This is a genomic window from Halorhabdus sp. CUG00001 (genome assembly GCF_009797925.1).
Taxonomy (GTDB): domain Archaea; phylum Halobacteriota; class Halobacteria; order Halobacteriales; family Haloarculaceae; genus Halorhabdus.
Window position 1 is genome coordinate 410,639 of sequence record NZ_VOLB01000001.1, and the last position, 26,999, is coordinate 437,637.

General features: G+C 61.9%; 31 protein-coding genes. 12 read left to right on the forward strand and 19 right to left on the reverse strand.

Translation table 11 applies throughout. From position 1 onward, the window contains the following. Positions 1-105: 105 nt before the first annotated feature. The gene (locus FR699_RS02070) at positions 106-759 is read left to right on the forward strand and encodes a TrmB family transcriptional regulator (protein WP_158853672.1); all 654 of its coding nucleotides are present in this window, start codon (positions 106-108) and stop codon (positions 757-759) included. 23 nt (positions 760-782) lie between these two features. Here FR699_RS02070 and FR699_RS02075 read toward each other — a convergent pair whose 3' ends face one another. Both FR699_RS02075 and FR699_RS02080 read right to left on the reverse strand, forming a co-directional pair. Continuing rightward, positions 783-1,439: a hypothetical protein gene (locus tag FR699_RS02075; RefSeq protein ID WP_158855693.1), complete on the reverse strand. Its 657-nt coding sequence runs from the start codon at positions 1,437-1,439 to the stop codon at positions 783-785. 13 nt (positions 1,440-1,452) lie between these two features. After that, positions 1,453-2,037 carry a response regulator transcription factor gene (locus FR699_RS02080; protein ID WP_154552010.1) on the reverse strand — a complete coding sequence of 195 codons (585 nt, stop codon included), beginning with the start codon at positions 2,035-2,037 and terminating at the stop codon, positions 1,453-1,455. 171 nt (positions 2,038-2,208) lie between these two features. Here FR699_RS02080 and FR699_RS02085 point away from each other — a divergent pair, with 171 nt between their 5' ends. Further along, on the forward strand, positions 2,209-2,784 hold the full coding sequence (locus FR699_RS02085; protein WP_158853673.1) for an MBL fold metallo-hydrolase: 576 nt from the start codon (positions 2,209-2,211) through the stop codon (positions 2,782-2,784). A 19-nt stretch (positions 2,785-2,803) separates the two neighbouring features. On the opposite strand, the gene FR699_RS02090 is transcribed toward FR699_RS02085, so the two are convergent. The 7 genes from FR699_RS02090 to FR699_RS02120 all read right to left on the reverse strand — a co-directional run bounded on the left by FR699_RS02090 (position 2,804) and on the right by FR699_RS02120 (position 9,730). Further along, positions 2,804-3,607 carry an ATPase gene (locus FR699_RS02090; protein ID WP_158853675.1) on the reverse strand — a complete coding sequence of 268 codons (804 nt, stop codon included), beginning with the start codon at positions 3,605-3,607 and terminating at the stop codon, positions 2,804-2,806. Then, positions 3,604-3,876, reverse strand: coding sequence for a DUF5827 family protein (locus tag FR699_RS02095; protein WP_154552007.1), 273 nt, complete (start codon positions 3,874-3,876; stop codon positions 3,604-3,606). The genes FR699_RS02090 and FR699_RS02095 overlap by 4 nt, the downstream gene beginning before the upstream one ends. 168 nt (positions 3,877-4,044) lie before the next feature. Continuing rightward, a complete protein-coding gene (gene sod, locus FR699_RS02100) occupies positions 4,045-4,656 on the reverse strand; it encodes a superoxide dismutase (RefSeq protein ID WP_154552006.1) in 612 nt (203 codons plus the stop codon). 103 nt (positions 4,657-4,759) lie between these two features. Then, on the reverse strand, positions 4,760-5,575 hold the full coding sequence (locus FR699_RS02105) for a polymer-forming cytoskeletal protein (protein ID WP_154552005.1): 816 nt from the start codon (positions 5,573-5,575) through the stop codon (positions 4,760-4,762). After that, complete coding sequence (locus tag FR699_RS02110; protein ID WP_158853677.1) at positions 5,572-6,516, reverse strand: hypothetical protein; 945 nt, start codon at positions 6,514-6,516, stop codon at positions 5,572-5,574. Before FR699_RS02110 ends, FR699_RS02105 begins: the two co-directional genes overlap by 4 nt. A gap of 2 nt (positions 6,517-6,518) precedes the next feature. Further along, on the reverse strand, positions 6,519-8,153 hold the full coding sequence (locus tag FR699_RS02115) for a hypothetical protein (RefSeq protein ID WP_154552003.1): 1,635 nt from the start codon (positions 8,151-8,153) through the stop codon (positions 6,519-6,521). Between the two features lie 167 nt (positions 8,154-8,320). Further along, entirely contained in the window at positions 8,321-9,730 is a 1,410-nt protein-coding gene (locus FR699_RS02120) for a deoxyribodipyrimidine photo-lyase (protein WP_154552002.1), read from the reverse strand. Positions 9,731-9,853: 123 nt separating this feature from the next. Between FR699_RS02120 and FR699_RS02125 the strand changes: the two genes are divergently transcribed. Further along, positions 9,854-10,612, forward strand: coding sequence for an enoyl-CoA hydratase/isomerase family protein (locus tag FR699_RS02125; protein WP_158853679.1), 759 nt, complete (start codon positions 9,854-9,856; stop codon positions 10,610-10,612). 21 nt (positions 10,613-10,633) lie between these two features. Here the strand turns inward: FR699_RS02125 and FR699_RS02130 are convergent, their stop codons facing one another. Both FR699_RS02130 and FR699_RS02135 read right to left on the reverse strand, forming a co-directional pair. After that, positions 10,634-10,912 (reverse strand): UPF0058 family protein, encoded by a 279-nt coding sequence (locus tag FR699_RS02130; protein ID WP_158853681.1) that lies wholly within the window; start codon positions 10,910-10,912, stop codon positions 10,634-10,636. A gap of 64 nt (positions 10,913-10,976) precedes the next feature. Next, entirely contained in the window at positions 10,977-11,192 is a 216-nt protein-coding gene (locus tag FR699_RS02135) for a ribbon-helix-helix domain-containing protein (RefSeq protein ID WP_154551999.1), read from the reverse strand. A gap of 274 nt (positions 11,193-11,466) precedes the next feature. Between FR699_RS02135 and FR699_RS02140 the strand changes: the two genes are divergently transcribed. Beyond that, positions 11,467-12,825, forward strand: coding sequence for an isochorismate synthase MenF (locus FR699_RS02140; protein ID WP_154551998.1), 1,359 nt, complete (start codon positions 11,467-11,469; stop codon positions 12,823-12,825). After that, positions 12,822-14,612: a 2-succinyl-5-enolpyruvyl-6-hydroxy-3-cyclohexene-1-carboxylic-acid synthase gene (menD, locus tag FR699_RS02145; RefSeq protein WP_158853683.1), complete on the forward strand. Its 1,791-nt coding sequence runs from the start codon at positions 12,822-12,824 to the stop codon at positions 14,610-14,612. Before FR699_RS02140 ends, menD begins: the two co-directional genes overlap by 4 nt. On the opposite strand, the gene FR699_RS02150 is transcribed toward menD, so the two are convergent. Together FR699_RS02150 and FR699_RS02155 are read right to left on the reverse strand one after the other, a co-directional pair. Next, a complete protein-coding gene (locus FR699_RS02150; protein WP_158853685.1) occupies positions 14,580-15,419 on the reverse strand; it encodes a J domain-containing protein in 840 nt (279 codons plus the stop codon). The genes menD and FR699_RS02150 overlap by 33 nt on opposite strands. Positions 15,420-15,513: 94 nt before the next feature. Then, positions 15,514-15,885 carry a helix-turn-helix domain-containing protein gene (locus FR699_RS02155; protein WP_154551996.1) on the reverse strand — a complete coding sequence of 124 codons (372 nt, stop codon included), beginning with the start codon at positions 15,883-15,885 and terminating at the stop codon, positions 15,514-15,516. 230 nt (positions 15,886-16,115) lie between these two features. Here FR699_RS02155 and trxA point away from each other — a divergent pair, with 230 nt between their 5' ends. After that, the gene (trxA, locus tag FR699_RS02160; protein ID WP_158853687.1) at positions 16,116-16,526 is read left to right on the forward strand and encodes a thioredoxin; all 411 of its coding nucleotides are present in this window, start codon (positions 16,116-16,118) and stop codon (positions 16,524-16,526) included. Between the two features lie 197 nt (positions 16,527-16,723). Further along, on the forward strand, positions 16,724-16,903 hold the full coding sequence (locus FR699_RS02165) for a hypothetical protein (protein ID WP_154551994.1): 180 nt from the start codon (positions 16,724-16,726) through the stop codon (positions 16,901-16,903). Between the two features lie 4 nt (positions 16,904-16,907). Here FR699_RS02165 and FR699_RS02170 read toward each other — a convergent pair whose 3' ends face one another. Further along, positions 16,908-17,312: a translation initiation factor IF-2 subunit beta gene (locus FR699_RS02170; RefSeq protein WP_154551993.1), complete on the reverse strand. Its 405-nt coding sequence runs from the start codon at positions 17,310-17,312 to the stop codon at positions 16,908-16,910. 217 nt (positions 17,313-17,529) lie between these two features. Here FR699_RS02170 and FR699_RS02175 point away from each other — a divergent pair, with 217 nt between their 5' ends. Then, positions 17,530-17,766 carry a UPF0058 family protein gene (locus FR699_RS02175; RefSeq protein WP_154551992.1) on the forward strand — a complete coding sequence of 79 codons (237 nt, stop codon included), beginning with the start codon at positions 17,530-17,532 and terminating at the stop codon, positions 17,764-17,766. A gap of 281 nt (positions 17,767-18,047) precedes the next feature. Here FR699_RS02175 and FR699_RS02180 read toward each other — a convergent pair whose 3' ends face one another. Then, positions 18,048-18,542 carry a DUF555 domain-containing protein gene (locus FR699_RS02180; RefSeq protein ID WP_158853689.1) on the reverse strand — a complete coding sequence of 165 codons (495 nt, stop codon included), beginning with the start codon at positions 18,540-18,542 and terminating at the stop codon, positions 18,048-18,050. Positions 18,543-18,630: 88 nt separating this feature from the next. On the opposite strand from FR699_RS02180, the gene FR699_RS02185 reads away from it, so the two are divergent. Together FR699_RS02185 and FR699_RS02190 are read left to right on the forward strand one after the other, a co-directional pair. Further along, positions 18,631-19,560 (forward strand): DNA-3-methyladenine glycosylase, encoded by a 930-nt coding sequence (locus FR699_RS02185; protein ID WP_154551990.1) that lies wholly within the window; start codon positions 18,631-18,633, stop codon positions 19,558-19,560. Positions 19,561-19,622: 62 nt separating this feature from the next. Then, a complete protein-coding gene (locus FR699_RS02190; protein ID WP_154551989.1) occupies positions 19,623-19,901 on the forward strand; it encodes an acylphosphatase in 279 nt (92 codons plus the stop codon). An 11-nt stretch (positions 19,902-19,912) separates the two neighbouring features. On the opposite strand, the gene FR699_RS13075 is transcribed toward FR699_RS02190, so the two are convergent. After that, a complete protein-coding gene (locus FR699_RS13075; RefSeq protein ID WP_199268270.1) occupies positions 19,913-20,074 on the reverse strand; it encodes a hypothetical protein in 162 nt (53 codons plus the stop codon). A 98-nt stretch (positions 20,075-20,172) separates the two neighbouring features. Here FR699_RS13075 and FR699_RS02195 point away from each other — a divergent pair, with 98 nt between their 5' ends. After that, positions 20,173-21,627, forward strand: a complete 1,455-nt coding sequence (locus FR699_RS02195) for an NAD(P)H-hydrate dehydratase (RefSeq protein ID WP_154551988.1) — start codon at positions 20,173-20,175, stop codon at positions 21,625-21,627. A 70-nt stretch (positions 21,628-21,697) separates the two neighbouring features. Then, entirely contained in the window at positions 21,698-22,144 is a 447-nt protein-coding gene (locus tag FR699_RS02200) for an acyl-CoA thioesterase (RefSeq protein ID WP_154551987.1), read from the forward strand. A 35-nt stretch (positions 22,145-22,179) separates the two neighbouring features. Here FR699_RS02200 and hflX read toward each other — a convergent pair whose 3' ends face one another. The 3 genes from hflX to FR699_RS02215 form a co-directional block, all read right to left on the reverse strand. Next, positions 22,180-23,493 (reverse strand): GTPase HflX, encoded by a 1,314-nt coding sequence (gene hflX, locus FR699_RS02205; RefSeq protein ID WP_154551986.1) that lies wholly within the window; start codon positions 23,491-23,493, stop codon positions 22,180-22,182. A gap of 200 nt (positions 23,494-23,693) precedes the next feature. Beyond that, positions 23,694-24,770 (reverse strand): phosphotransacetylase family protein, encoded by a 1,077-nt coding sequence (locus tag FR699_RS02210; protein WP_154551985.1) that lies wholly within the window; start codon positions 24,768-24,770, stop codon positions 23,694-23,696. Positions 24,771-24,833: 63 nt separating this feature from the next. Continuing rightward, a complete protein-coding gene (locus FR699_RS02215) occupies positions 24,834-26,927 on the reverse strand; it encodes an acetate--CoA ligase family protein (RefSeq protein WP_158853691.1) in 2,094 nt (697 codons plus the stop codon). Between the last annotated feature and the right edge of the window lie 72 nt (positions 26,928-26,999).

Genomic DNA, 26,999 nt, shown 5'->3' on the forward strand with positions numbered 1-26,999 from the left:
TGCATATACGGAAAAATACGGCGCATGGGGGGAGAAATATCGACTGGCGATCGGGATAAACAAACTCACCGAAGTGTATTTCTATTCTCATCCCCAACGACGATCATGACAGATTTGCGTGATCTCGGTCTGTCCAGTTACGAAGACCGCGCCTATCGGAGTATGCTTGGGCTCGGCCCGGTTTCGGCGATGGAACTGGCCGAGGCCAGCGGCGTCCCGGAGGGGCGGATTTACGATGTCCTCGATAGTCTGGAAACGCGTGGCCTCGTGCGTGCTCAGACTCACAGCCGACCGAAACAGTATCTCGCTGTCGAACCGGCGGTCGCCATCGACCGACTGGTCGAGACTCGCAGCCGCGAATTGCGTGCGGAAATCGATCGGTACGAAGTTCTTGGCGACCAGCTCGTCGAGGAATTGTCGGCTGAAACGACCGTCGACGAGCGGTTCCTGACGACGGCGATCGGGACCGCAGACGCGACCGAGTTACTGCTCGAACGGATCGAGATGGCCGACGAAGAAGTAGTGATGGTCGCGGACGTGTTCACCTCGGAGTTCGACGTGGCAGAGATGGGACCGAACGTCCTCGATCACGTCGAGCTGTGTTTCGAGGTGACCAACCCGATGGAGCCAGACGCTGTCGTCGGACTGCTCAACGTCAAAGATCCCTCGTTTGCTCTGGAGCTCGAATCACAGTTCCGGAAACACTGGGAGCAAGCCGAACGGTACGATCCAGGCGACGACCCCTCCGGCAGCCACTGACGCGTTCGAGGGGCCGTGTCCCCTTACAGACTGGTCCAATCGCTGGGGTCGGCTGTGAGCCCCCGAACCTGTGCCTCCCGGGTCCCGTCGCGTTCCCGGATGTCGATCAGTCCATCGAAAGCCTGTTTGATGACCTGCAGGGTTTGCTCGTCGTGGGCACTGGCATCGATCGTGAACAGACCGAGGTACTCGGCAGCATCGAGCCGCGACGAGAGGACGTGACAGAACTTGAAGACTGTCTTCCGGTCAGTGTAGGTCAGCATCGTCGACAGCGAGGACAGAGCGAGCCGTCCACTATCGACCCCCTGATCGTGGAGTGCCTCCAAGGCTTCGGTGAAGCCGATCCCGATCCCGGTCAGATCGCCCGGTGAGGCGACGTGGTGGACGAAGATACCGTCTTGGGGTCGTGACTCGGCACTACTTTGATCGCCAGCACAGTCGACGATTCCCAGGTTGTATGCTTCGCCACTGACACGCTCGTCGAACGTCTCGATGACTGTTTCGGCTCGGTCTCCCGTCGAGACGATCACCGCGCCCTGGCCGGCAGCGGCACCGTCCGCGAGAATATCGTAGGCCAACGCCTCCTTTCCGGTCATCGCCGGCCCCGAGACGAGGATACTGGTCCCTGGACGGACAGCTTCGAGTGCCTCCACGTCCAGTACTGATGAGAGGTCGTACATGGTCTCTGGGCTGTCAGTGTTCGTCGCCATTGCTCAACTCCCGCAATGTCGCGATGAAGTCTTCGTCGTTCTCGACGCCACCGAGCGTCTGTGAGAGGTCTCCCCGCAGATCTTCGACGCGCTCGGTCAGCGTCGCGTATTGTTCACTTTCGGCGAGTTCGGCGCTGCTCTTGGTCGCTTCTAGGGTTGCCTGCTTCTCGACGAGAGAGTAGTATTCCTGGAGGAGATCGTCGTATTCGGAGCGTTCGAGCAGGTTCGAGACCGTCTCGTGGAGTTCGTCACTCCGGATCGGCTTGGTCAGATACGAGTCGAATCCCATCTCCAGAATATCGAAATCGGGTTCGACCGCCGTCACCATCGCGACGCGACAGTCACTGTCACTGTCTCTGATGCGCTCTAAGACCTCGTCACCGGAGAGTCCCGGCATCATCCGGTCGAGCAAGACGACCGCAACGTCGTCGTCTAACAGTTCCAGTGCTTCGCTCCCGTCGCCGGCCATACGCACCTCGTATTGGTCCTGTAACCAGAGATTATACGTTTCGGCCACGTCCGGTTCATCTTCGACGATGAGGACGGCTGGCGGTTCGGAATCAGACATCGGCCATCTACCGTGAGACAACTACCTCCTGCTACATATCACTGTGGGTCTGGTCGACTTCGACGCCCGCGGGGAGCCGGCCAAACCAGGGGCCGCCTTGCTGTTCAGGTCGGCACGGGACCGCGAGCGAACCCGACACTACAAAAGGTGGTCGCCACCTACTGTCCGACCATGATCGACAATCTCGCAACTGGTGTCGAGGGATTCACGAGTAACACGTTCCTGGTTCAGGGCGACCGTACCGTCTTGATCGACGCCGGCAACGGCTTCGACGTTGTCGATGCCATCAGCGCACACACTGACGATTTGGACGCCGTAGTGTTGACTCACACCCACCCCGATCACGTGGGCAACCTCGCGGCGGTCACGGACGCCTTCGACGTCGACGTCTGGGGATTCGATCCGACTGTCGAGGGCGTCGATCGGGAACTGGCCGACGAAGCGACGGTCACACTCGGTGACCACGAGTATACCGCCTTCCACACGCCGGGCCACAAGAACGACCACATCTGTTTGTACGGGGCTGACCCTGGCATCTTGTTCGCTGGTGACCTCGTCTTCGAGAACGGTGGCTTCGGGCGGACGGATCTCGAAGAGGGGGATCGCGACCTGCTGATCGAGAGTATCGATCGGGTCCTGGATGTCGTCTCTGCCGATCTCGGGCAACTCCACGTCGGGCACGGCCCGAGCGTGACAACTGATCCCTACGAGAGTATCAAACTCGCTTACCGAGCCGCCCGGATGTGAGGCGCTGTTTTCTCGGCTGTCACTCCAGTGCCGCGGCCACCAGCGCGTCGTAGGCTGGCTCGTAGGCGTCGGCGACGGCCGCCGGATCAGCGCGCTGGTCGCTGGTCAGGGCCGGCAGCGTCACCGAAGCGAGCGGGTCGACGAGATCGACAACTGAGGGTACACGTTCTTCGAGACGCCCATGTGCGGCCGAACCCGAGGCAACCGTACAGGCCTTCGTATATCGTCGTCCCGGATAGATCCGTGCCCGCCGGGGCTCGACGACGGCGACGGCGTCGGGCTCGAAGTCAGTGAGTGGGCGTGCAACGTCCCCGTAGGACTCGACGACCGCGCGGTCGGCAGCCGCGATCGTCTCGGTAATTTCCGTCAGTGCTTGGAGGTGTCGTCGCTCGGTTGCCCCATCGAGTTCGTCGACTGACTTGACGACGGTTGCATCCTCGAGAGGGAGGTGCTCGCGGGCCGATTCGGGCACGTCGACGGTCCCATTCCGGAGGTACTGCCCACCGACTCGATCGAGCAGGAACTGTCGGTCCGGCCGCCCAACCAGCCCGGAACCACCCCCTGGGTCGGGTCGCCACAGCCGGTGGATCGGATTGATCGACTCGGGGCGACGATCGCCAGGGCTAGCTGTGGCTAGTCGCTTCGCGTCTTTCCCATAGAGGCGTCCGGCCTCGATCGCTCGTCGATAGTCGTCCTGATCGAACCAGTAGTCGTTGCCCGCCCGCGGTTTGAACCCGGCCGCACCCGTTCGTTCGATCAATCCGACCGAGAACGTCGTCTTGCCGGCGTCGACGCGATCGCCACCGGCCACCAGGAGCTTCATTCTTCAGCGGCCAGCCCGTAGTGACCCGGCTCCGCGTCGCTGTCTGGCTCCGCGAAGACGAACTCGTCGGCGTACTTCAGCATCCAGGGGATTGCCCAGTCGAGCAGGACGTTTTCGGTATCGACGTCGAGTTCGGCATCCGGGTCGACACCCTGGAGGAGACGCGCGACCTCGTAGATGGTGTACATCCGGTCTGAGTCCAGTACGTCCGCCGGTTCGCGAAAGGCAAGCGGCCGCAGATCGTCGAAGTCCGCTTTCGGTCGTGGCATAGCCATGCGTACCCACTCTCACGGGGTAAGTCCCTCGAAACGCTCGCCTGCATCGAGCCAAGCGAGTCGACGGATCCAGCGAACGACTCGCTAAAACTTTCCTGTCTGTGAGAGTGACGCGATCTACGTCGAGATTGCCCCGACCGTCAGAAAACTGCTCGCGCGTCGCTACTCGAAGTGCTCGACGGACTTCTGGTACTCTTCGGCGACTTTCTCCCAGTTGACGACCTCGAAGAAGGCATCGATAAAGCTCCCGCGATCGGGGCCGTAGTCGTAGTAGTAAGAGTGCTCCCAGACGTCAAGGGCCATGATCGGATGGGAGCCCCACAGCGCACCGTTGTCGTGTTTGTCGACCGCGACGTTGCGGAGTTGCTTGGCGACAGGATCGTATACGAGTAGTGCCCAGCCACCGGCAGCGCCCGCAGCGGCCTCGAATTCGGCTTTCCAGGCGTCGTAGGAGCCAAAGTCCTCCTCGATACGTGCCCGGAGGTCGCCGTCGGGCTCGCCGCCGCCGTTCGGGGACATGTTCTCCCAGAACAGCGTGTGTAGGTAGTGGCCCGAGCCGTTGTGCGTGACGTTACTCAGCGCACCACCAGTCGTCGAATGATCGCCTGCGGCGCGGTTCTCTTCGAGGGTCGCCTCGGCACTGTCGAGGCCGTTGACGTAGCCTTGATGGTGGGTATCGTGGTGCCACTCGAGGACCTGCTCTGAAATGTGGGGCTCGAGGGCATCGTACTCGTAGGGCAGGGGCGGCAATTCGGGATTGGAACGTTCTGGCATGTGATATTCCTCCAAATTTGATGACGGTCGGATGTCTGTTAAAGCTTGAGGAACCATTCGGTAACGTACCACATAGAGGCAAAGACGGCGATACGATTGTCGCTCAGGTGGGTGTCGAGAAGTCCAACGCTTCGGCAGTCACGTCAAAAGCATCGAGCACCCATTCGCTCTCGGCAGGCGGATCGACCGTGGTCCCGGCGTCTTGGGCGAGTGCGACCGCCCTGAGGAACGATTCCAGCTGGTCGATCCGCGTCTCGACGGCTTCGACATCAAGCAACCGGGGGACCAGCGTGAGATACGTGGTTCCATCTACCGTCCGCGCATCGTCTTCGGTCAGGATTGGCACAGCCTCGTTGTCGTCGACGAACTGGTCTTTCCGCCGGATGGATCGGACCTCTATCGGTGACTCCACCGAGAACGACCCGTCGACAATCGCTTGCGGGAGCAGCACGTTGACATCTTCGAACGTGCTGTCGATGTAGGACTTGAACGTATAGCAGGTCGTCGATTCCATCCGGAGGCGCTGTTCGCCGACGACCGTCCCGATTACCGTACAGTTTTCGAGGATGGCTTCGCTCGCGACGACGTTCCCGACGACCGTTGTATCCACCAACCGCAGCCGAGATCCCATCACCGTCCCGCTGACGACCCCTGACTCGATCGAGACACTTCCGGGCGTTCCCACGTCGCCGTTGACGGACCCATCGTCGACTTCGACGCCTTCCTTTGCCATGACCGGACCGTCAATAGTCGCGCCGGGTTCGATGGTCACCGCCTGGCCATAGACACCATCTGTGACGGTCGCGTCTTCGTGGATCGTGACCGGCCGCTCAATCTCGGCCTGGCCAGTCGGAATCACCGCCCCTTCATATGTCTCTGCCTCGTCGACGATGGCTCGGGTTTCTTCGATTTTGCTCACGTCTGATCACCACCTTCGACAGCAATCGGGATGCTTTCACCGAGTGTGTCCTCAAGCGTATCAGCGAAGTCGATCTGCCCTGCGACGTCGCCCGTCGCGTACTGGCGAACAGTTGCCCCGATCGCGTCGCTCCGGATTGTCTTCGATGTCGTCTCAGCGTCCGAGGCGTCCGCGACTGTCCGAACCAGTGGGGCAAGGCCCTCTCGCTCACGCAGGCCGACTGGATACCACGCGTCGCTTTGACGGGTCAGATCTGCCGGCGCGTAGACATGCTGGTAGCGTTCCCCGTCTTGTTCGACGGTAACTGTCCAGAATGGTACTTGCACTCGATACGGCGACTCGACATGCTCGCCTGCCGGGACACGACTCTGCCGGATCTCCGTGAGGAACCGGTCGCGTCGCTCTAGCAGGTCGTCGATCGACTCATGGGTCGCGTCCAGTTCACTCTCTAAGGCCTCGATGTGCTCTTTTCCGATCTCGGCGTTGTCTCGTCGCATTTGGCGCCAGGTCTCGGTCACGTGCTCGTGGAACGGCTGTTCGATCTGGTCTTCGTACTCGTCTTCCTGAATCTCGAAGATATGGTCGCCGAGTTCTCGGATGCGGTCGTCGGCTTTCTCGTTGAGTTCTTGATGGCGCTGTGCGTACCGATCGTCGATGCGGTCGAGTTTCTCTTCGAGTTCTTTCTTTTCGGCCTCGACTTGCTCGCGCTCTGCCTCGATATGGGCCGGGATTGACCTGATGCTCGCGACTTTGTCCATCAGTTTCAGTTCCGCCTGGGCCTGAATGTTGTCGTTGATCGCCTCTAGAACCTTGTCGACGCCGTCCTGGATCGTTTCCTGCACCCCTTCGATCTTACCGATGATCGTCTTGAGGTCCTCACGGACACTGACGATCTTTCGCTGGATGTCCCGCAAGAGCGGGTGTAGGTCGTCGTTTGCCATTGTCAGTCCTCCTTCGAATAGCCGAACAGCTTCCCTTTCGCGAGGTGATACTTGTTGACTAGCCCGGATGCGCTCGTTCCCCCACGGGTCTCGAGAAGGACCTCGCGCTGGTGAACTTCCTCCTCGTGGTCGAGCCGTTCCTGGCTTACTTCTTCGATGCTTTCGAGTTTGGCCATCTTCTCTTGGTGCCGTTTGCGCTCCTCGGCTCTGATCACTTCGGCGCGCTCTTGGGCCTCCTCCTGGGCCTCTTCGATTTTCTCTTCCTCGTAATTGCGCATCTCGTCGATCGCCTCCTCCGTGGCGGTCTCGATCTCCGTCAGAGCCGCTTCTACGTCCGCCTCGAACGCTTCCCGTCGCTCGGCGGCGAGCCGATCGTATTTGGTCATGACGGCGCCGATCTCCGTGATCGCTCCTCGTTCGGCCTTGGCTTCCGTTTCGAGATCGCGAATCTTCGATCGGACTTCCTTGATCCGATCCCAGGCTGTCCGGATGGCCTCCTGTCGTTGTTCGAATTCACGTTCGGTGAGATCGGACTTCTGGTCCTCGATGTTCTCGTAGATCCGCCGTCGTTCGTCGTCCTTTTCGATCCACAGGCGGTCCCAAATCTCCTCGACGAGTTCGTCTTTCATGCGGTGTTTGGGCACCGGCTCGTCGTCGGCATCGAACCGTCCACGGCACGTCTCACAGAACCAGGTTGGTTCGCCCCCGTCGAATTCTACATCTAGCTCGGCGTACACGTCATCCTCGATGCAGTCCGGACAATAGAAGTTATAACTCGTCATCGAGGTGATGTCACTGGCGACATCGACGTGGTCATTCAGTCGCCTGATTGCGTCCGCTTTGGCCGTCGTGAGCGACTCGACGACGGTTTCACTTTCGTCTTTGACCGCTTGCAACGTTTCGTCAGGGTCAGTCTCGAAGGCCATCGTTTCCATTGTCTGCATTTGCTCGGCCTGCTCGGTCGCCGTTTCGAGCTCGAACTCCACAGCAGTAGATGGCACATCCGTCCCGATCCCTTCGTCCGGAATCGCCGTGACATTCTCGAGGACCGAACCAGATGTATCGGCGAGTGGGGCCTCGAAACTGACGGTCTCGGCGGCTTCGACTCGTGACCGCATCGTCTCGAGTCGCTGCTGGACCGTATTTTCGACGTCGTGGTTCGTATCCTGGACGATCGGGAACTCGGTATTTGCCCCGAAGGACGCGGTACTCGATTCGAGTCCGGCGAGGTCCTCGAACTGTTCGACTTCAAGTTCAGTTGGCACGACTGATCCGGTCGCGTCGTAGACCAGCGCACCGTCAGGCTGTGGGACCACGTGCCCGGTCCAGTAACGTTTCTCGGCCTGAACGACCGAGACGTTGGGCTCGGATTCGATAGAGAGATACGCGTATCCTGCCCCAACACCGACGCCGACGATACCCACAGCGATACCTGCGAGCAGTTCGATCGCGTAGGCGACGCCGAGTGCGAGAACGACACTCATCCCCGCGCCGAGGGCCGCGTACCGTACCCGGGTCCGTACGTCGTCCAGGTGCTCACGTATCGGATCGGCGACGGCGTCCGCGACGACGAGCGCTCCCTCCCGCTGTTCGTTGATCGGTGATCCGTCTGCGAAGATACCAGTTCGGATTCTCACACGTCTGTGCACCGTGTCCAGCAGTATAAAACCGCTTTCCACGGTATCAATTACCAAAAGTCGGTGAGGCTCTCCCTTATCAATCGCCAAGCAGACACTGGATACGGATCGACACTCCCTAGAAGCTTGGTGAGGTGGCCGGCTAACGTGTTTCCCTGACGACTCGGCTATTCTTCTCCCCGTGCCCGCTCGAACATCGCGAGTGCTTGCTCGCGGCGCTCGCTGTGATCGACGATCGGAGCGGGATACTCGGGCGCGTGCATCTCCCTGGCTCCTTGATCGAGTTCGTGCCAGCTGTGAATGACATCCGCCGGGACCCCCTCCAGTTCCGGCACGTACTCGCGGATGTACTCGCCGTCTGGATCGTAGCGTTCGCCCTGGGTCATCGGGTTGAAGATCCGGAAGTACGGTTGGGCGTCGGTCCCGGTCGAGGCCGCCCACTGCCAGCCGCCGTTGTCGTTTGCCGTGTCGTGATCGACCAGGCGCTGCCGGAACCACTCATAACCCTCTCGCCAGTCGATCAGCAGATCTTTTGTCAGGAACGCAGCGACGATCATCCGCACGCGATTGTGCATGTACGCCTCCGCTTGGAGCTGGCGCATTCCAGCGTCGACGATCGGATAGCCGGTCTCGCCTGCTTTCCAGGCAGCAAGTGCCGCCGGGTCCGCCCGCCATTCGATCGGCTGCTCGTAGGATTTGTAGTTCTCTTCGACGACCTCAGGGTTGAACCACAGTACTTGGGCGTAAAATTCACGCCAGGCGAGTTGCGATTGGAACTCTTCGACAGACTCGCGTTCGGCGTCTGTGGTGGCCGCCTCCAGTGCCCGTTCGGTCGCTTCGTAGACCGTCCGGATGCCGATCGTTCCCCACTTCAGGTGCGCTGAGAGCCGTGATGTACAGTCATCGGCAGGGTAGTCCCGACGCTCCTCGTACCGGTAGATGTCCGCCTCGCAGAACGCTTCGAGCCGGTCGTGGGCGGCCGTGGTACTCGCTTCCGGGATCGTCGCGGTCGGCTGTTCGATGTCGAGGTCGGCCAGTGTCGGGATCGACGAGTCGGTCTCGATACTGACGAGATCGTCACTCGTGGGCGGGTCGACCGGCTCGTCTTTCGGGCGGTCGTGCCACTTGCGCCCGAAGTACGTAAACACCGAGTAGGGGTCGCCGTCGTTGGTGCGGATCGAGCCCGGCTCCTGAAGGACTGCCCCGTGGTCGGCGTCTCGGTCGATTCCGGCGTCTTCCAGTGCCTGCCTGACGGCGGTGTCCCGTTCGCGAGCCAACCCGGAGTAATCACGGTTCCAGGTGACCGTGGTCGCGTCCCGCTTTGTCGCGATTTCGGGGAGCGTCTCGACTGGATTGCCCTGGACGACGAGCAGATCACTGTCGAGCGAGCGGTAGGCCGACCGGAGGGCCTCGAGTGCCTCCAGCATGAACGCCACGCGGGGCGGTCCAGCGTGCTCGAGGACGGCCGAATCGAGCACGAACACCGGTAGTACTGGCTCTGTTGTGTCGGCGCCGCCCGAAGCCAGGGCCGGGTTGTCCTCGATCCGGAGGTCGCGTCGATGCCAGTGGATGCGCATAAGCCCACTCTCGTCTGGGAGCTACGTCAATGCACGGGCTCGGCCGCGCCGCGGTGTCATGGTGACCCGACTGGCCGTCCGGCTCCTCAATCCTTTTGGGGTCGACGGACCCACCTATCTTCAATGGCCACACCGGTACGCTCGGAGTTTGCCGACGACATTGCGACGGTGACGATCGACGCGGAAGCGACCCGCAACGTCTTGAACCCCGCTGTCGTCGCCGGCCTCGAAGACGCCCTGGATGACATCTCCGGAGCGCGCTGTCTCGTCGTCCAAGGAGCCGGTGAGACGTTCTGTGCGGGTGGGGACGTGACTGGCGTCATCAGGGAGGCGACCGGAGATCTTTCGGCAGATGCACTTCTGGACCGACTGGCGGCGATCGACGACATCATTCGTCGGATCGCCCACTTCCCAGCGCCAACGATCGCGGCGGTCGACGGGCCTGCCTTCGGGACAGGGGCGTCGCTCGCGCTGGCCTGTGATCTGATCGTCGCCAGCACGGCCGGCAAGATCGGATTCGGCTTCCGGCGACTCGGCCTCGCTCCGGCCGGCGGCGCGACGTATCTCCTTCCCGAGGCCGTCGGACTGGCGACCGCAAAGGAGTTGCTCTTTACCGGGGCGTTACTCGACGCCACGCAGGCCGACCAGTACGGCCTGTTCGATCGCGTGTTCGGGGTCGAGGAGTTCCACCGCGGCCTCGCCCAACTCGTGGGTCGACTCGTCGATGCTCCCCGACCCGTTCAGGCAGCGACCAAGCGCGCACTCGGAGCTGATCGAGAACAGCTCGTGGCAGCCATGGCTGCGGAACGAGCGACACAGCGACACCTCCTCGAGACAGCTGCCCACCGTGAGTGTGTCCAGACCTTTCTCGACGGTGCCTAGCGTGTCGATACCGACTGACAGCTATAGCTTCGATTCGGCGTCTTCGGCGAGTTCTTTCATCCGCTTGCTCACGCGACCGGCATCGGAGAACTCGTCTTCGCTCATCGCGTTGGCCAGTGCGTTGCCCAGGACGAACACCGCATGTTTGTGTTCACTTTTTGACATGTGGACGTCCGCCGGGGTCACGTCGAGTTCTTCGTAGGGCTCGAAGAGGCTGTCATCGACAGCCTCCTGCTTGCGGAAGTAGTCTTTGATCGTCAACATCTGCTCGTGTAATTCGAGCAACTCGTCTTTGTGCATCCTTGTCTGAACTTACGGAGAATCCGGCTTAAGGATTGCCCGAGAAGCCCTACCAGACGATCGATCAGAAGACGTACTCGTCTTCGTGACCCATCATGCCGTCGTCCTCTAAGCCTGGTTCCTCCTCGTCGTCGATCGGCCCGCTTGTCTTGTAGGCCTTCAGGCCGGTCGAAAGGAGATCCTCGATCGCTTCCTCGCGGTTGAGAAACTCTCCTTCTTCGACCATCTGAGCGATCTGCATCTCGAGATGTTCCGGTACTGTGATCTCTACTTTCGCCATCGAGTCGTTGGGGGTTGCACGGAGGGGCATTTAAGCCTGACGGGCAGCATGCCACTCGTGGCACGATTCGTTCGTCGACTGAGAAATTTCTTTCCGGAAACTGGTCGGAAACGTTCACGTTCGGCCATCTCACGGCATATTTTGCGGTGTCCGCTTCCTCGCTCGTAATCGCCGATTTTGACGCGTCTGGCCCCTCTGTGCGTCCTGATTTCGAAATCTTCGCCGAGACAGGCTACCGTCAGCCCTTAATGGATTGTGCCCTAAGGCGTGGTGAATGGAGTCAGCGCGTGCCAACGCGGTCGAATACGCTGGTGGAGACGGTTCGCTGGTCGTCGCTGGTCGGCCGATCGAGGCGTCGTCACTATCGCTGCTGGCTGATGGACGTGACGACGATCGGCCGTGGGTCGTCTGGCACGGTCCGGGTGAGCGAGTGACCGGTCTCGGCAGTGCGGCGACGATCACGGCGACTGGACCGGACCGCTTCGAGACAGTTCGCCACCGCGCACGCGAGTTGTTCGCCAATCGGACTGTCTCGGAGGCACTCCCGGCGTTCGCCACACCTCGGCTGTTCGGTGGCTTTGCCTTCCACGACGGCGGAGACGAGTCCCACGGTGAGCCAGACTGGGGCGGGTATCCCGATGCCAGGTTCGTGCTTCCATCGGTCGCAGTGATCGAACGTGACGGCGAGCAGTGGCTGACCGCCGCTGCCGTCGGTCCCGAGGCCGATGCCGACGTTGAACGGACACTCGACCGCTGGCAGACGACACTCGAGGCTGCCGAACCGCCGACAGCGACCGGGTCACCCGGTATCCTGGCCCGGACCCAACTCCCGGACCGGGGTGCCTGGACGAAACAAGTCAGGTCGGCGGTCGAGCGCGTTGCCCGCGGCGATCTCAGGAAAGTCGTCCTCGCGGGCGCACAGTCGGTCCAATTGGCCGATACCCTGTCGGTGCCGGACGCGATTGATCGACTCGGATCGACGTATCCGGACTGTTATCGCTTTGCGCTCAGACCCGACGATTCCGATGCCGGGACGTTCTTCGGCGCGACACCGGAACGGCTGGTCGCTCGCCGCGGGCGGACCGTCGAGACGGCGGCATTGGCCGGGTCGACGGGCCGCGGCGAGACCAACGCCGAAGACGAGTGGCTGGCCGAGCAACTCCACGACAGCGAGAAAGACAGCCACGAGCACGCACTGGTCGTCGAAGCGATCCGCGAGCAACTCGACGGTGTCGCCGAGACCGTCGCGACGGGCGAGCGGTCGATCCGCCAGCTCGCAACCGTCCAGCACCTCCGGACCCCGATCCAGGCCACCCTCGCCGAGGACATCCACGTCCTCTCACTGGTCGCCCAACTCCACCCGACGCCGGCTGTCGGAGGGCTGCCGCCGAACGCGGCCCTCTCTGCGATCCGAGACGCCGAAGCCTTCGATCGTGGCTGGTATGCAGCCCCGATCGGGTGGTTCGACGCCGCGGGCGATGGGACCTTCGCCGTGGGCATCCGATCCGCCCTGGCGCGGGACCAGCAGGCGACGCTGTTTGCGGGCGCGGGGATCGTCGCCGATAGCGATCCAGACGAGGAGTGGGACGAGATACAACTGAAATACCAGCCGATCATCGACGCCTTACGATGACTGCGCCCAATCGGAGTGTCCTTTGGGCACAGACACTCGTCGCCGAACTAGCGGCCGCCGGGGTCAATCGAGCTGTCCTCGCACCAGGAAGCCGTTCGACGCCGCTGACGGTCGCATTCGCTGCCCACGAGGACGTCGAGGCCGTGTCGTTGCTCGACGAACGGTCGGCTGGGTTCTACGCGCTGGGCCAGGCGGCACAGACCGGCGAGCCGACCGCAATCGTCACTACGTCAGGGACAGCGACGGCGAACCTGCACCCGGCCGTCATCGAAGCCGACGCTGCCCGCGTCCCGCTCGTGGTTCTGACGGCGGATCGGCCCCCAGAACTCCACGACAGCGGTGCGAACCAGACGATCGATCAACAGCGGCTGTACGGCTCGGCCGTCCGACAGTCCCGGACACTGCCCGAACCAGCCCCTCGATCGCGGGCACTCCGCTCGCTCCGTGTGACGGCCGCCCGTGCGGTCCAATCGGCGACGGGCACGCCACCTGGACCCGTACATCTCAACGTGCCCTTCCGTAAACCGCTGGAGCCGACGCCGGTCGAAGGTGATGTGCCCGCCGATCTCGCCGATCGAGCACCGCTTGCCGTCGAGGGGCGCGAGGGGCCGTTCGTCGACGTCAGCACTGGCCGACCAACCCTCTCGGACGCGGCCCGCGACGACGTTGTCGACGCTATCGAGGACGCCGACCGCGGCTTGATCGTCGCTGGGCCGGCCAACCAGCCCTCACCGACGAGACCGGCACTCGCTGCCCTGGCCGAGGCGACCGGCTTTCCGGTGCTGGCTGATCCGCTCTCGGGACATCGGTTCGGCCACGACGGGGATGGCCCAGTCGTCTGTGGTGGCTACGATTCCTACCTTGGGGCCGCCGAGGCGTGGGACTGGCCCGACCCAGAGGTCGTCGTTCGGTTCGGTCGCTCGCCTACGTCGAAAGTCTGCCGACACTACTTACGGGACGCCCAGGCCCGCCAGTTCGTCGTCGACCCGGCCGGCCGATGGCCCGAAGCCGAATTCACGGCCACCGATCTGTTGGTCGCCGAGCCGACGGACCTCGCCGATGACCTGGCCACGCAGGTTTCGACACCCGGGAGCGAGGCGTGGCGAGCACGGTTCGCCGAGACCGAGCGCGCCTACTGGGCACTGATCGAACAGCGCCGAGAGACAGCCGACTTCGAAGGGGCGATTCTGTCTCACATCGCGGCCGATGCCCCGGCTGGGGCGACGCTGGTCGTCTCGAATAGCATGCCGGTCCGTGATCTCGACCGGTTCGGCAAGCCCCGGGAGGCGTCCATCCGGGTCCTGGGCAATCGCGGGGCCAGTGGCATCGACGGTGTGACGAGTACGGCACTGGGGGCCGGGAGCGTCACCGACGGCCCGCTGGTCCTTGCGATCGGCGACCTGGCGTTCTATCACGACCTCACTGGCCTGTTGGCACTGGATCGTGGCGACGTCGAGGCGACGATCGTGCTGGTGAACAACGACGGCGGCGGCATTTTCCACATGCTGCCGATCGAAGCGTTCGACCCGCCCTTTAGGGACTTTTTCGAAACCCCTCACGGTCTCGATTTCTCGCCGGTCGCCGATCTCTTCGGCGCGACGTTCCTCAGCGTGGAGACGCCTGGTGCGTTTGCGGATCTCTATCGGGAGTCGTTGGCGTCCTCGGGGACCCAGATCATCGAGGTTCAGACGAATGCGACAGACAGCCACCGGACTCGCGAGGCGCTCGCCGACGACCTCGCTACGAGACTCTCATCACGGTCGGACGAGCGCGAACACGGCCAGTGAGAGGCCAAACGGGACCCACGTGACTGTCAACGTGAGGACCCCGGCCAACGTGAACGGATCGAGGCTTCCAAGCCCAACGGCTCCGGCCGTGACAAGACTCCAGAAACCGAACGCGAGTGCCCCGACCTCGGGGATGGAGACGAAATAGATCACGATGACGAGCGTACAGGCGCCGACGACGAGATTGACGATCAACGAGAACGGCGGGTAGACACTCGATACGACGAGCATCGGATAGCAGATGAACGCTGCGAGCAAGAGCACGGCCGACTGACTGCCCGGAAACAGCCGGCTCCAGTTGAGCTCGTTCGAAGCGGTCGGTTGGCGGACGGCGTAGCCGGACCCGTTTGTCCAGCCGACGCCCTCGCCGTCGGCCTCGGCGACGTGTTCCCCGACAGTCCGGTCACTCGTTGTTTTCTGGCTCTCTGGCGGTTTGTCGGCGGGCTCTTCCCACCAGTCAGCTTCGGCTCTTCGGGTGTCTCTCGTCCACTCGCCGCGATTACGGCCTGTCGAAACAGTCTCTTCGCGGTTGTCGGGCGCTTGGTCGGCGGTGTTGTTGGCGTCTGTGGGCTCGTGTGCCGTCTGTTGGACGTAGGCTTCGTGGCCAAGCCGATCGTATTTGGCCCGTTCAGCCTCGTCCGCGAGGACGTCTCGCGCTTCGATGACGCGCTGGACGGTTTCGTGGGCGTCTTCCTCGTCGGTGACGTCCGGATGGGTCTCCTTGACACGCTCTCGGTACGCTGACTCGATTTCGTCGACGGTGGCGGATTCGGGGACGCCCAAGACGTCGTAGAACGTGCGGGCCATGTTCGCGGGGACTTTGGTGGACCCAGACAGTCACTGATAAAACATATACCGGTCTGTCCCTGGCCCCCCATCCCGGGTGGAAATATTGCGGCTGTCAGTCGTATTTCTCGCGGAATTCCCCGATCAACTGCCCCATCTTCGCGTACCAATCGTTGAGTGTCCGCTGCATCTCGTCGGCGATCTCGTCTGGGTCTGTTGGATGGTAGACGTGATAGTACCCACCCTGTTCGTAGTTGACTTGCTCTTTCTGGATGAACCCGGATTGCAATAGCCGCTGGACCGACCGGTAGGCCGTCGAGCGCTCACGATCGACCGCGGCTGCGATCTCGTCGATCGTCTTTGGCTCCTCGGCGTCGGTCAAGGTGACGAACACTTCCCTGTCGAGGTCCTTGAGTCCGTGTACACACTCCAACAGTCCCTCACACTGCATGTCTTGATTGAGATATTCGACCATCGACGCTGACATTCTGTCTCAGTATTAGGCAGTTCCGTTCAAAAGTGTTGTGAGAGTTGTGCATCACTACCTTCGTGATTGGCGCTTTCGGCGTGGGCGGCACTTTCCGGTTGCTGACGTGGCTGTCATCGACGTGCGAATTCTGCCGGTTTCGATGACAGAGATCGTGACAGCCCCTCCGGAACAGTATTGTTTTGTTCGTTCAAAATACTTAACTTCGTACGGGGCGTACTCGTCGTCGAATGAGCGACGCAGAAGACATCGAACAGATCAAAGCCCAGAAAAAAGAAGAGTTGCTGACGGACGAATCAACTGACGACACGACTGTCTCGCCCGACGAACCGGTTCACGTCGGCGGCGTCGGGGAGTTCGAGTCCGCAGTCGAGGAGTACGATACCGTCCTGGTCGACTTTTATGCGGACTGGTGTGGACCGTGCAAGATGCTCGAACCCGTTGTCGAGGAACTGGCGGCAGAGACCGACGCGGCAGTCCTGAAAGTCGATGTCGACGCCCATCAGGAACTCGCGAGCCAGCATCAGGTACGTGGTGTGCCGACAGTCGTCCTCTTTGCAGGCGGCGAGGTTGCCGAGCAGGTCGTCGGTGTTCGTGACAAGAGTCACTACGCCTCGTTGATCGAGCGCCACGGGGCCTGATTGTCGGCGCTGGTCACTGCTGAGACCATTCTCATCGTTGGCTGGCTAGCAGAGAGTTCCCGGATCAAGCCGCTTTTCGGCGGCCGATTTTCGGCCACGACGTGCCTTGTAGGTCCCGATAGGTGGAGCCCGGCCACCGAACGGCGGAAAGATGGTGACAAGGCTTATCATGGCTCGCCTGTCATGATAGCGCATAGATGGAAGAAGCGTACGTCCGTCTGTTGTGTCCCGACTGTGGCAAAGACTGGGAATCGACGCCTCGTGACCTTCCCGCGCCCGACGAGACGTTCGCCTGTCCGGCGTGTGACGAACAGCGACGCCTCTCTGAGTTCATGCGCACCGAGCACGACCTCGAAACCGTACGCGAGTTACAGTAAGGGACTACCCGCTGGTCGCTGACCGCGCGCCGCAGGCTTCACAGCGGAGCAACATGGCTCCTTGCTCGTTGACCAATCGTGTGTCCGGGAGGCCACACTCCGAGCAGAAGACGAACTCTTCGGTATAGGCGTCGATCGCGTTTGCAATCCGGCGCTCGCGGAACTCGCCAGTGAGGCGAGCGCGCCCGCTTTCGTCGATGTGACCACTGGTCCCCAACTCGTTTTGCAGGAACTTCATCACGTGATCGTCGTCCCGAGAGAGACGCCGCGTCGTCGCTTGGAAGTTCTCGTAGACTGTGACGTTGCCCTCCTGGCGGACGTCTGGATCGGGGACGTCGAACCGCTCGGAACTGGCGTCGATCTCGGGCGTCTCTTCGATGGCCCGATCGAGCATGTCGTCGTAGTCCATACTCCTTGGTTGCTAACCGGCGAGTAAAAACCTTTCAACCCACGTCGGTACTTCCTGGATGGTGCAGCCAATCCTCTCAGTTTAATGAATGGATTGGGCCGATTCGCAGAGATAAATATGGCAAATCAACCGTTAGGGACGCCGTGCTTTCCGGAGACGTTTGGTAACAGTACTCAGAGTAGTACTATAACCCTCGAATCATTACAGGCAAGTGACCATGAAAAAGCAGGAGCTCATTCATCTCCATGGGCTGCTCGCGCAGGTACGTGACCACTACGAAGAGAACAAAGGCGAGGAGGTCACCCACGAGCGATACACTGACCTCGGCGTCAAGCCGACATCGATCCACAAGTCCAAAACAGACCACAAGGCGGCTGTGTTTGCACTTGCCGACGGCATCACTGACGAACTCGAGGCGACAGACGCCGAGCGCGTCTCCGCTGCTGCGGACTGAACACGACTTTTCGGCTGCGGTAGACTGGCCACCAGCGGTAGGGCTGTGGCCTGATCGGATCCGTCTCCCGCCGTCGCTGGCCACTACAGTCTGTCGTGGCGATAGCACGCTCGCAGACCTAGCAGTCGAGACCCACGGCGGGCTCTACACAATCCCCGAACGCAGACCCGCTACTGCAAGCGGTTCGTCTAGGTAATCCCGCTACGAAAACGTACTGGCGGCAAGTCCACCAGCTGACCTTCCGTCGATGCCCGTCTCACTGGACCGACAGCGGTGGCCGGCTATTCGTCGATGAGTTCCTCGAACTCCGGGAGTACGTCGTCCTCACGTGAGTCGTCCGTTTGGTCGTCGGTCGTCGCCGTGGTTGTCTCCGCGTCGACATCATCGCTGGTGTCGTCTGAGGTCTCACTTTCGGCTTGGTCTTCATCGTCGTCTTCATCCTCGATTTCTTCGATTTCGAGGACATCCAGTGGGATGTTCTCTAAGCGCTGGCCGATCTCTTTGCGGGCGATGCGGGCGGCGTGTTCGTCGCGCTCGACGTTGAAGACCGTCATCTCCAGTTCCAGGGCGACCAGACTCTCGTCGGCAGCGAGAAACGCCGGTTCGAGGTCGTCGCCACAATGCGGACACCGGCGTTCGCCCATGTTGATCTCGACGTAATTGAGATCGGGATTCAGCATCTCGCCCGTTTTCGAGATCGCGATGCGGACCGCCTCGTCCGGTGTTTCGACGTCGTAGACGGGCACAGCCGCTTCGACGACAACTCGACAGTTCATACGAATTTGTTCTATCGCCTCCGATAAGAAGGTTAGCCCCTCGCGAGACACGAAACCGACAAAGGGGTCCGATTCCGAGAGTAATCGAATGCACGAGGGGACGCTGTCGGAGGCTGCTGTCGGCCCGTTCGACCTACAAGCGACCGTCGAGAGTGGCCAGTCGTATCTCTGGGATCGGGACGACGACCGGATGTACGAGGGCGAGGATCCCGACGGCGGTGAGGCCTGGTACGTCACCGTCGTCCGGCCCGAAACGGAACCGACACTCGATGACGCTCACTCCGGTCCCGAAGTCGTTCGCGTCCGCCAAACAGGGGGCGCTCTACAGTGGCAAGGGACCTTCGACGCAGACGCGACGCTTCGACATCGCCTGCGACTGGACGACGATCTTGCGGCGATCCGGGCGGCGACGCCGAACGAATCGCCCCTTACGGCTGCTTTCGATCGCTACTGGGGGATGCGGCTGGTCCGTGATCCTCCCTTCGAGACGCTGATCTCGTTTATCTGTTCGGCCCAGATGCGTGTGGGTCGGATCTTCGAGATGCAACGCGCGCTGGCCGACGCGTTCGGCGAGTCGGTCACCTTCGACGGCGACACGTATCACGCATATCCGACTCCAGAAGCGTTAGCGGGCGCCAGCGAAGCGGAACTACGGGACCTAGGTCTTGGGTATCGTGCCCCGTACGTCAAGCGAAGCGCGGAGATGGTCGCCGGCGGCGAAGCTCACCCGGCCGACGCGAGCGAGCGCCCCTACGAAGACGCCCGTGACTCACTCACACAGTTCGTCGGTGTCGGGGAGAAGGTCGCAGACTGTGTGGCGCTGTTCTCGCTTGGCTTCCTCGAAGCGGTACCCCTGGATACCTGGATCCAGACGACCATCGAGGAGTACTTCCCGGACTGTGACCGGGGCTCGTACGCCGAGACGTCCCGGGCGATTCGGCAACGGCTCGGGGGTGAGTACGCCGGGTACGCCCAGACGTACCTGTTTCATCATCTCCGGAACGGCGGCGGAACCTAGTGCTGTTTGGCGACTTCGAATCGACAGGAGCGTTTTTCCGATCGTCGCCCCAACAGCCGTCCATGAGCCAACGAGCGCGCGCACACGTTCTGGTTTCCGGCCGCGTTCAGGGCGTGTTCTTCCGGGCGACGACCCAGCAAACTGCCCGAGAACGGGGCGTCGACGGGTGGGTGACGAACCTCGCTGACGGGCGCGTCGAGGCTGTCTTCGAAGGCCCCCAAGCCGATGTCGAGGCGATGGTCGACTTCTGTCACGATGGGAGTCCCCAGGCCGCTGTCGAGGACGTGACTGTCGAATACGAGTCGCCAGTGGGACTGGACGGCTTCGAGATCAAACGCTGAGAACAGGGCGATCAGATCTCGGCAACCGAATCGTATTCCGCCCAACACTCACACTCCAGATCGTCCATCGAGGTCACTTCGTCCGGGAGATCAGACACGGGCATCCACCCGCTGTCCTGTTTCTCGCAGTCGTCGTCGTGAATAGAGAAGTCGTCGTCCGCCATCAGCGGCATGGTAACGGACGTTGGGTATCGATGCCCAAAAGCGGACGGTCCTGGTTTCAATATTTGAAAGCTGAACAGTTAACCCGACTGCGAGTCAACGACGGCCCATGAGTTTCGGGACTGTCATCACCGGCGCGGAAATGGGTGTTATCGACGCCAACGCCACCGCCTTGGGGGTGTCACGAAAGCAGTTGATGGAATCGAGCGGCAACGCCGTCGCTGCGGCCGTGACGGACGTCGCAACACCGGACGATCGCGTCGAGATCGTCGCCGGACGTGGAAACAACGGTGGTGACGCGTTCGTCGCCGCTCGCTTTCTCGAGGCCTTTCCCGTTCGCGTCACGTTGCTGGGTCGTCCTGAATCGATCACGACTGACATCGCTCGCGAGAACTGGACGGCACTCGAACGGACCGACATCGAGACGCGCACTGTCACCGACTCGACGGCGTTCGATCTCGACGACCCCGACGTGATCGTCGATGCGATGCTCGGCACCGGTATCGCCGGCCCGGTACGTGAACCCGTCGCGACTGCGAGCGCGGCGATCAACGATGCCGAGGCAACCGTCGTCAGCGTCGATGTCCCGTCTGGACTCGACGCTGCCTCGGGGACGCTTGCCGAAAATGCCGTCGACCCGGATCACATCGTCACGTTTCACAAGCCCAAGCCCGGGCTTGCAGACGTAGACGCACCAGTTGAGGTCGCGGACATCGGTATCCCCGACGCTGCCGAGCGCGTCGTCGAACGTGGTGATCTCCGCCGCCTCTCCCGGCCGGCCAATAGCCACAAGGGTGCGTTCGGCGAGGTACTGATCGTCGGTGGCGGTCCCTACACCGGTGGGCCGGCTCTCGCGGCACAGTCGGCCCTCCGTGCGGGCGCTGATCTCGTCCGGGTGGCCTGTCCCGAGACGATCGCCCCGGAGATCCAGGGCTACAGCGAGAACCTGATCGTCCGCTCGTTCGACGGCGACCGACTCTCCCCCGAGAACGTCACGCGCGTTCTCGACCTGGCAGCCGACCACGATAGCGTCGTCGTTGGCCCCGGTCTCGGGCGAGCCGACGAAACGTTGCAAGCGGCCCGCGCGTTCCTCGAAGAGTACGAGGGACGGGCGATCGTCGACGCCGACCCGCTCGCGATCGTCTCGGCTGTCGAGACGGACGCCACACTGATCTGTACCCCACACGCCAGTGAGTTCGAGCGTATGGGCGGGCGCTCGATGGACGACCTGGCGGCACGGACGACAGCCGTCGCGGACCTGGCTGGCGATCTCGATGGAACAATCCTCCTGAAAGGACCCGACGATATCATCTCGGACGGCACGCAGACGCGCATCAACCGCACTGGGAACCCCGGCATGACCGTCGGCGGCACCGGCGACGTGCTGGCGGGGGTTACGGGAGCACTCGCGGCCACACTCGATCCTCACCCCGCCGCATCGCTCGGTGCGTTCGTCACCGGGCGGGCCGGTGATCTAGTCGTCGACGAGCAGGGCTACGGGCTCGTCGCGACGGATCTCCCGGATGCGGTGTCGCGTGTACTGTGGCGTGATCGGATCGAGTGAGCTCGACCGGGTGCAGTGCGTTCACGACGCGGCCGGTACAATCACAAGTACACGGGGCAATACCCGAACGATGCCGACGATCAGTGAGACGTATTTGGAGAACCGCTGGCGGGTCCAGCCCAACCACGCCAACAACTACGGCACCGTCCACGGTGGCAACGTCATGAAGTGGATGGACGAACTCGGCGCGATGTCGGCGATGCGGGCCTCGGGCGAGCCCTGCGTCACGGCTTCGATCGACGAGATGAACTTTCACCGTCCGGTGCCGACTGGCGATATCGTCGTCATCGAGTCTTATGCCTACGCGACCGGTCGCACGAGCGTCAAAGTCGCTCTGGAGGCTGCCCGCGAGGACCCAGCCACGGGTGATCGAGAAGTGACCACCGGATCCAGATTCGTCTTCGTGGCTATCGACGAGGACGGCTCGCCGATCAGCGTCCCTGACCTGACCGCTGAGGGCGATCGCTGTAAACAGTTACGTGAACGGGCGCTCGAACGGGAACGGGACGACGACTGATCGGCGCTGGCTCGCCGGCGGCTGGCACGCACTCCTCAGGCTGTGGCTTCGCCGAGGTTGCCTGCTTTCGACCGTGATTGCTCGATGATCGCCGGTCGGCCTTCGAACTCGACGACGATCTGCTCGCCGTACTCGACGCTTTCGACGTGCGCGTGGTCGTGAATCCAGGAGACGACGCTCATCGCATCGTTCGACATCGGCAAGACGAGTCGTTCGCGTTCGAGTGCTGGCAGTTCCGCGTCGATACGGTCCCGGAGCCCATCGACGTTCTCGCCCGTTCGCGCGCTGACGGCGACTGGGTTCGGGGCCAACGCGGAGAGTTGCTCGCGTTTGTGCTGTAGTTCGTCTGCCTCGACCGTATCGATCTTGTTGAGGACCGTGAGGATCGGGGCCTCGTTGCGTTCATACAGCGTGTCGTGAGACGTGACGAGTTTCTCACGGATCTGTTCGATCGGTTCGCTGACGTCGACGACCAGCAAGACGAGATCGGCCCGGTAGACCGAATCCAGCGTCGACTTGAACGATTCGACCAGCCAGTGGGGCAGATCCGAGATGAACCCGACGGTGTCGGTCACGAGCACGTCCCGTCGGTCGATATCTGCTCGCCGGGTCGTCGTGCCCAGTGTCGTAAACAGTCGATCCTCGGACTCGGCTGTCGGGTCCAAGTCCGGGTGGACGTCTTCGTTTTCCCCGACGTCGAGATCGGCAGCGAGTCGGCGCAACAGCGTCGACTTTCCGGCGTTCGTGTACCCTGCCAGCGCGACGAGATCGAAGCCCGATTCCCGGCGTTGTTCGCGACGATGCTGGTCGGTCTGTTCGATCTGTTCGAGTTCGTCTCGGATCCGCGAAATCTGGGCTTTGATGTCCTCTTCGCGGCTCTCGTCGTACTCGCCAAGACCCATAAACCCCGGTCGCTCGTCGCGTTTGGCCAAGCTGGCTTTTGCCTCGGCCCGCGGGAGTTCGTAGCGTAACTCCGCGAGTTCGACCTGGAGTTGGGCTTTGCGTGTCTGGGCACGCTGGCCGAAGATTTCCAGAATGAGTCGGAACCGATCGAGCAGCCGGACGCTCTCGGGGAGTTCGGTCCCGAGATTGAACGTCTGATACGGCCCGAGCTGGTTGTCGAAGATCACGAGACTCGCGTCGGCTTCTCGGACGCGCTCGGCGACCTCGCTGGCTTTGCCTTTCCCGATGTGGTAGGCCGGATCTTCGGTTCTGGTCTGTGTCACGACTCCGGCGACGCGATAGCCGGCAGCAGCAGTCAACCGCTCGATTTCGTCGGTGTTGGCACTCCCGTCTTCGACACGCTTGACGATGATCGCTGCGTCGGTATCTTCGGTTGTCCCAGTCACTCAACGGGGCCTACGTCGTGGGTGTTATTCAAGCCTCGGTCGGTGCGCTCGACGGACCGATTGCAAAGGGGAACGAAGGGGGCAGTGCCCCCTGCGTGTGACAATACGGAGCCGGTTGGCTCCACGCTGGTGTACGTTCTAGAACAGCATAAGTCCTGAGACCGTTATCAGACACTGAAAGGACAGGCCGACCCGTGGTTTCAGTCCTCGCCTGCCGGGTCGTCGAGGAGTGGGCTGACGTCGGCGTGGTCGTCGAGGAGTTCCTGCATCCGCTCGACGGTCCCCGGACTGCGCGTCGGCCCGGTCTTGAGGAAGTCCTCGGTGCGATCGATCACCATTCGGGTATCCGATTGCAAGAGGAGAACCGGTACCCCTTCCTCTTCGGCCCGCCCGACGATGGCACTCGACGGTCGGAACCCGCCACCGAGGACGATACACTTGATACCGGACGCTTCCAGGGCCGCCGTGATGATTTCCGGCCGATCGCCGCTGGTGATCATCACCGCGTTTTGCATCCGGCGGAACTGCGTCAGTGCTGACTCACCGGACATCGCGCCGACGGTAAACCGTTCGACGAACAGATCCGTACCGGCGTTTTCAGTCAGTACTTCGGCACCGAGCCGTTCAGCCAAGTCGTCGACCGTCAGCCCGGCCAGTTCCTGGACGCGTGGGACGACGCCCAGCACCGGGATGTCACGATTTTCGAGGAACGGTACGACATCGGTCGTCAACTGATCGAACACCGAGTCGGGGACGGCGTTGAACAGGACGCCGGCCAGTGAATCACCGAGCGTCTCGGCGGCGGCCAGGATGTCGTCGACGTCTTCTGGTTCGTCGTATCGTGAGAGCAGCACAACCTTGGCATCGAGCATCTCGGCGATGTCGTTGTCCGTCAGATCGACGATACCGCCAGTGACGAGCCGGTCGGTGCCTTCGATGACCATCATGTCACGGTCGCTGGCCATCTTCTCGTAGTTCTCTAAGACTCGATCGCGCAGTTCCGCAGGCTTTTCCCGACCCTGGATGGCTTCCTGGACGAAGGTGGGCGTGTAGACGATCGGTTCCAGTTCGTGCATCTCGGCGTCCAGCCCCAGCAGTTGCCGCGCGAGCATCGGGTCCTCGTCTCTGGTTTTCCCGGTTGCACTCTGGAGGCGGGTGCCTTTCGGCTTCATGTAGCCGACGCTATGGCCGGCTGCGTCGCCGAGCTTTGCAATCGCCAGAGAAACAGCGGTTTTCCCGGTCGCTTCTTCGGTTGAGGTAACCAGTATCGGGTCCATGTGAACCCTTACGATGCCGACTGATTTAAAGCTCCTCCCGATCGCCGTCCAGTCCGGGGGGACTTACAGCTCTTCCTGGTCGACTGTCAGGCGGATGTCGACTGCCGAGACACCGTCCGGTGTCGCGACGAGTGGGTTGATGTCGAGCTCGAGGATCGACGGGAAGTCGGTAACGAGCTGTGAGATGCGCTGGATGGTCTCGACGACAGCGGCTTCGTCCACTGGCTCCCGGCCACGCGCGCCACGAAGTAGTGGCGCGGACTCGATTTCGTCGATCATCTCTTCGGCTTCGGGTTCACTGACTGGTGCGACCCGGAACGTGGCGTCTTCGAGCACTTCCACGAAGATCCCGCCCAGTCCGAACATCACGAGTGGACCGAACTGCGGGTCGCGGTTGATGCCGACGATGGTTTCGGTACCGTCGTCGAGATCGGCCATCTCCTGAAGCTGGACGCCCAGAATCGTCGCGTCGGGCTGGTAGTTTCGTGCCCGGGCAATGAGATCGTCGTAGGTGTCGGCGACCTCGTCGTCGGGGACGCCGACTTCGACGCCGCCGATGTCTGATTTGTGGAGGATATCCGGGCTGACGATCTTCATCACGACGTTGCCGTCGATCTCGCCGGCCGCCTGGACAGCTTCGGTCTTGTTCGTCGCGATGGCACTGTCGGGCATCGGGATACCGTAGGCCTCGAGCAGTTCCATGGCTTCGACGCCGAGTTTGTTGGTGTCTCGCTCTTTGGTCCGTTCGAGGATCTCACGGGCACGCTCGCGGTCGACGTCGAAGTCGGTCGAGGCGACGTACTCGTGGGTCTGGATTTCGGCGTACTCCCAGAGGGCGTCCAGACTGTTGACACCACGTGCTGGATCGAAATACGAGGGGATCCCGGCCTTACCGAGCATCTCGGCTGGTTTTTCGGCAGTTTCGCCGCCCATCAGGCTGGCTGCCATCGGGACGCCGTATTCCTCGTGTTTGTCGATCATGACGTCTGCGAGTGCCTCGAAGTCGATCGACTGGGGCGAGGAGACGACGATGACCGAGCCGACGTTCGGATCGTCGAGGACGATATCGAGTGCCTGTTCGTAGGTTTCCGCGGAGGCGTCCCCGAGCACGTCGACCGGATTGAAGATGTTTGCTTCCTCGGGCATCGCTTCCTCGAGGCCTTCCAGGGTCTCGTCGGTGAACGATGCCATTTCGAGGCTCGAATCACCGATCGCGTCAGTGGCCATCACGCCGGGTCCGCCGGCGTTGGTGACGATCGCGATGTTGTTGCTCTCGGGCAGGGGCTGGTCGCCCAGAATCGTCGCGAAGTCGAACAGTTCTTGGACGCTGTTGGCCCGGATCACACCCGCCTGTTCGAGGCCGGCCTCGTAGGCACGCTCGCTGCCGGCGATCGCCCCGGTGTGAGAGGCCGCAGCGGAGGCACCGGCTTCCGTGCGACCGGACTTGACTGCGACGATCGGCGTCTCTTTGGTGACCTCTCTGGCGGTCTCGATGAACTCTCGACCGTTTTCGATGTCTTCGAGGTAGCCGAGGATCACGTCGGTATCGGGATCGTCGCCCCAGTAGTCGATGAACGACCCTTCGTCGAGGACAGCTTTGTTGCCAAGTGAGACGATGTCGTTGAACCCGACGTTGTGGTCGCCGGCCCAGTCGAGGACAGCCGAGATGAACGCCCCGGACTGGCTCATAAAGGAGATGTTGCCCTCTATGGCCGACTTCTCGGTGAACGTGGCGTTCATGCCGAGTGACGTCGAGATGACCCCCAGGCAGTTGGGGCCGACGAGGTTGATATCGTACTCGGTGGCGATCTCTCGCATCTCTTGTTCGCGCTTGACGCCCTCACTGCCGGACTCGCCGAACCCGGCTGTAATGACCGCGACGTCCTGGATCCCGGCTTCTCCGGCATCCTGCAGCACGCTGTTGACGATCTGTGGTGGGACGACCACGACGGCGAGATCGATACCGTCGACGTCGGTGAGAGTGTCGTAACACTCCAGTCCGAATACGTCCTCGGAACTGGGATTGATCGGCACGACGTCTCCGACGTAGCCGTCCAGAAGGTTCTCCATGATAGCCCGCCCGACGGAGCCGTCGCTTTCGGTGGCTCCGACCACTGCAACTCGCTCGGGCGCGAATAAGGTATCTAATTGGCCCATCGTATCCCTTGGAAGTCGGGCATCGCGGGGGAAATATTTACCTGAATCGTTGCCGTCTGGTACAGATTGACG

Bases quoted from the DNA above. Each gene is read 5' to 3' on its own strand.
- FR699_RS02135 (WP_154551999.1), bottom strand. From the start codon at position 11,192: ATGGCGAAAGTAGAGATCACAGTACCGGAACATCTCGAGATGCAGATC.
- FR699_RS02200 (WP_154551987.1), top strand. From the start codon at position 21,698: ATGCCGACGATCAGTGAGACGTATTTGGAGAACCGCTGGCGGGTCCAG.
- FR699_RS02210 (WP_154551985.1), bottom strand. From the start codon at position 24,770: ATGGACCCGATACTGGTTACCTCAACCGAAGAAGCGACCGGGAAAACC.
- FR699_RS02155 (WP_154551996.1), bottom strand. From the start codon at position 15,885: ATGTCAGCGTCGATGGTCGAATATCTCAATCAAGACATGCAGTGTGAG.
- FR699_RS02190 (WP_154551989.1), top strand. From the start codon at position 19,623: ATGAGCCAACGAGCGCGCGCACACGTTCTGGTTTCCGGCCGCGTTCAG.
- FR699_RS02130 (WP_158853681.1), bottom strand. From the start codon at position 10,912: ATGCACAAAGACGAGTTGCTCGAATTACACGAGCAGATGTTGACGATC.
- FR699_RS02195 (WP_154551988.1), top strand. From the start codon at position 20,173: ATGAGTTTCGGGACTGTCATCACCGGCGCGGAAATGGGTGTTATCGAC.
- FR699_RS02170 (WP_154551993.1), bottom strand. From the start codon at position 17,312: ATGGACTACGACGACATGCTCGATCGGGCCATCGAAGAGACGCCCGAG.
- FR699_RS02095 (WP_154552007.1), bottom strand. From the start codon at position 3,876: ATGCCACGACCGAAAGCGGACTTCGACGATCTGCGGCCGCTTGCCTTT.
- FR699_RS02125 (WP_158853679.1), top strand. From the start codon at position 9,854: ATGGCCACACCGGTACGCTCGGAGTTTGCCGACGACATTGCGACGGTG.
- FR699_RS02180 (WP_158853689.1), bottom strand. From the start codon at position 18,542: ATGAACTGTCGAGTTGTCGTCGAAGCGGCTGTGCCCGTCTACGACGTC.
- FR699_RS02165 (WP_154551994.1), top strand. From the start codon at position 16,724: ATGGAAGAAGCGTACGTCCGTCTGTTGTGTCCCGACTGTGGCAAAGAC.
- trxA (WP_158853687.1), top strand. From the start codon at position 16,116: ATGAGCGACGCAGAAGACATCGAACAGATCAAAGCCCAGAAAAAAGAA.
- FR699_RS02120 (WP_154552002.1), bottom strand. From the start codon at position 9,730: ATGCGCATCCACTGGCATCGACGCGACCTCCGGATCGAGGACAACCCG.
- FR699_RS02215 (WP_158853691.1), bottom strand. From the start codon at position 26,927: ATGGGCCAATTAGATACCTTATTCGCGCCCGAGCGAGTTGCAGTGGTC.
- FR699_RS02075 (WP_158855693.1), bottom strand. From the start codon at position 1,439: ATGTACGACCTCTCATCAGTACTGGACGTGGAGGCACTCGAAGCTGTC.
- FR699_RS02085 (WP_158853673.1), top strand. From the start codon at position 2,209: ATGATCGACAATCTCGCAACTGGTGTCGAGGGATTCACGAGTAACACG.
- FR699_RS02090 (WP_158853675.1), bottom strand. From the start codon at position 3,607: ATGAAGCTCCTGGTGGCCGGTGGCGATCGCGTCGACGCCGGCAAGACG.
- FR699_RS02150 (WP_158853685.1), bottom strand. From the start codon at position 15,419: ATGGCCCGCACGTTCTACGACGTCTTGGGCGTCCCCGAATCCGCCACC.
- FR699_RS02140 (WP_154551998.1), top strand. From the start codon at position 11,467: ATGGAGTCAGCGCGTGCCAACGCGGTCGAATACGCTGGTGGAGACGGT.
- FR699_RS13075 (WP_199268270.1), bottom strand. From the start codon at position 20,074: ATGCCGCTGATGGCGGACGACGACTTCTCTATTCACGACGACGACTGC.
- FR699_RS02185 (WP_154551990.1), top strand. From the start codon at position 18,631: ATGCACGAGGGGACGCTGTCGGAGGCTGCTGTCGGCCCGTTCGACCTA.
- menD (WP_158853683.1), top strand. From the start codon at position 12,822: ATGACTGCGCCCAATCGGAGTGTCCTTTGGGCACAGACACTCGTCGCC.
- FR699_RS02070 (WP_158853672.1), top strand. From the start codon at position 106: ATGACAGATTTGCGTGATCTCGGTCTGTCCAGTTACGAAGACCGCGCC.
- FR699_RS02080 (WP_154552010.1), bottom strand. From the start codon at position 2,037: ATGTCTGATTCCGAACCGCCAGCCGTCCTCATCGTCGAAGATGAACCG.
- FR699_RS02175 (WP_154551992.1), top strand. From the start codon at position 17,530: ATGAAAAAGCAGGAGCTCATTCATCTCCATGGGCTGCTCGCGCAGGTA.
- sod (WP_154552006.1), bottom strand. From the start codon at position 4,656: ATGCCAGAACGTTCCAATCCCGAATTGCCGCCCCTGCCCTACGAGTAC.
- FR699_RS02110 (WP_158853677.1), bottom strand. From the start codon at position 6,516: ATGGCAAACGACGACCTACACCCGCTCTTGCGGGACATCCAGCGAAAG.